Below are 2,790 nucleotides of genomic sequence, written 5' to 3'. Positions count from 1 at the left end.
CCAGTTAGAACAATCGAACTTCGCGGAATTCTCGGAAAGAAATTTACCAGAGAATTTAAGTACCGCGCACGTGATGTGCCGCACGCCATCAGGGCATTAAAAGGGCTGATCCCCGGCTTCGAAAAATTCATGCTCGAGTCCAAGCAGAAAGGGCTTACCTTTGCGATTTTTGTTGGTGGTAAAAATATCAGCGAAAATCAGCTGGCGATGACCAAAGGCAACGAAAATATTCGAATCGTGCCTGTTATCACCGGCAGCAAGCGCGGCGGCCTATTTCAAACCATCTTAGGGGCTGCATTGATTGCTGCCGCCGTACTCGCACCAGGCGGGATTATGGCTGCTGGCGGATTGGCTGCCGCTGGTGGTTGGGGGACCGTTGCTATGATCGGTGGCTCTATGATGCTTGGCGGGGTGATCCAAATGCTCTCCCCGCAACCCGGCGGTCTCTCTGTCAGCCAGGATGCCGACAATAAACCGTCTTACGCATTCGGCGGGCCGGTCAACTCCACCGCTCAGGGTAATCCCGTCGGCGTGCTGTACGGTAGCCGGGAGATCGGCGGTGCCATTATCTCTGCCGGCATCTACGCCGAAGACCAGCAATAAATTTTCCAGTGTTTAACAGGCTCGCTTCGGCGGGCTTTTTTATGGGCGAAATCATGGAAAAAATCATTCAGGGGCGGAAAGGTGGCGGTGGTGGTGGCCACACGCCGACCGAGTCGCCGGACAGCATTCAGTCGATCGCCAAAACAAAAATTCTACTGGCGATTGGTGAGGGGGAATTAGCTGGCGGCCTCGATGGGACGAATATTTATCTCGATGGAACGCCGTTATTGTCTCCAGATGGCACGACTAACTTTCCCGGTGTCGAGTGGGAGTTTCGCCCTGGCACCCAGACACAGAGCTATATCCAGGGTGTGCCTGGTGCCGAAAACGAGATCAGCATCGGCACAGAGCTAAAAGCCTCTCAGCCGTGGGTGCGGGCAATCAGCAACACCCAACTGTCAGCCATTCGCCTGCGCATCGGTTGGCCGACCCTGTTAAAGCAGGAGGACAACGGCGATCAGGTTGGTACGCGTGTCGATTATGCGATCGATCTGTCGACCGATGGCGGCGCCTACCAGACGGTACTTAACGGCACAATTAACGACAAAACGACGTCACTGTATGAGCGCAGCCACCGGATAAACCTGCCGCCGGCAACCACTGGCTGGCAGGTGCGCGCCCGGCGCCTTACTGCGGATTCTACATCATCGCGAATTGTCGACCGGATGAATATTGAGGCGATCACCGAGGTCATTGATGCAAAGCTACGCTATCCGAACACGGCGCTGCTCTTTGTTTCGTTCGATGCTAAGCAGTTCCAAAACATCCCGCGGATCAGCTGTAAGCCTAAGGGGCGAATGATTCGTGTGCCGACAACCTATGATCCGGAATCTCGGACCTATACCGGCACGTGGACTGGGGAGTTTAAGTGGGCCTACTCCAACAACCCGGCCTGGGTGTTCTACGATATTTTGCTGAATAAACGTTTTGGCCTGGGTGATCGCTTGGACATGACGCAGGTTGATGAGGTTGAGCTGTACCGCATCGCCCAATACTGCGATCAGCCGGTGCCGGATGGCCGTGGCGGCGACGGGAAAGAGCCGCGGTTTCTGTGCGACGTCTACATCCAGTCGCAGAACGAGGCATTCACTGTGCTGCGCGATCTGGCCTCAATCTTCCGGGGTATGACGTATTGGGCCAACAATCAGGCCTGTGCGCTGGCGGATATGCCGCGGGATATGGATTACACCTACACCCGCGCCAACGTGATCGACGGAAAATTCCACTATCAGGGCGGCAGCCAGCGAAATCGCTACACGACGGCGATGGTGAGCTGGTCAAACCCTGAAAATCATTATCAGGATGAAGTCGAGGCCGTGGCGGAGAACGCGCTGGTGCGCCGGTATGGCATCAACCAAACGGAAATCTCAGCGATCGGCTGTACTCGGCAGACGGAAGCGAATCGGCGAGGCCGCTGGGCACTGTTGACCAATAGCAATGATCGCAGCGTGTCGTTCTCCACTGGGTTAGATGGATTTATTCCGTTGCCTGGACATATCATCGGTGTTGCCGATCAGATGCTGGCGGGCCGGGTGCTGGGCGGTCGTATTTCCTCTGTTGGCGGACGCAACATCACGCTGGACCGTGTGGCCGATGTAAAAATCGGAGATCGCCTGCTGATTAACCTGCCATCGGGAAAATCTCAGGCCCGCACGGTGCAAGCAGTGAATGGCCGGGTGGTTACAGTGTCGACTGCGTACGCAGAACCCCCCGAACCGGAGGCGGTGTGGAGCGTAGACGCAAACGATCTGTTTGTTCAGCAATACCGTGTTTCCAACGTTGCCGATAATGATGACGGCACATTCACTGTTACGGCTGTTTGGCATGAGCCGGGTAAATATGCGGCGATCGATACCGGCGCGCGCATCGATGAACGGCCGATCTCGGTAATTCCGCCAGGCGTGCAACCGCCGCCGAAGAACATCGCCATTGATAGCTATTCGTCGGTAAGCCAGGGGATCGCCGTGACGACCCTGCGCGCCAAGTGGGATGCGGTCGACAGCGCGGTAGCCTATGAGGCTGAATGGCGCAAGGATAGCGGCAACTGGGTTTCTATGCCGCGCACGTCTGCGTTGGGATTCGAGGTGCCAGGCATCTACGCCGGGCGCTACCTGGTGCGCGTGCGCGCCATCAACGCCAGTGACGTATCGTCTGTCTGGGCGACGTCGATGGAAACCTACCTGAAGG

The 2,790-nt window shown here is 56.6% G+C and carries 2 protein-coding genes; both read left to right on the top strand.

What is annotated here, in order from left to right; translation table 11 throughout:
- Positions 1-12 precede the first annotated feature (12 nt).
- The gene (locus ADK28_RS05005; protein ID WP_048795048.1) at positions 13-603 is read left to right on the top strand and encodes a tail assembly protein; all 591 of its coding nucleotides are present in this window, start codon (positions 13-15) and stop codon (positions 601-603) included.
- A 53-nt stretch (positions 604-656) separates the two neighbouring features.
- Positions 657-2,790 (top strand): host specificity protein J (locus tag ADK28_RS05000; protein ID WP_048795049.1); only part of this gene is annotated, 2,134 nt, incomplete at its 3' end.

The sequence above is a fragment of the Serratia sp. 506_PEND genome (assembly GCF_001076875.1).
GTDB lineage: Bacteria > Pseudomonadota > Gammaproteobacteria > Enterobacterales > Enterobacteriaceae > Serratia > Serratia marcescens.
Note: the sequence above shows the minus strand (reverse complement) of the source record. Positions and strands in the feature narration are given on the sequence as shown.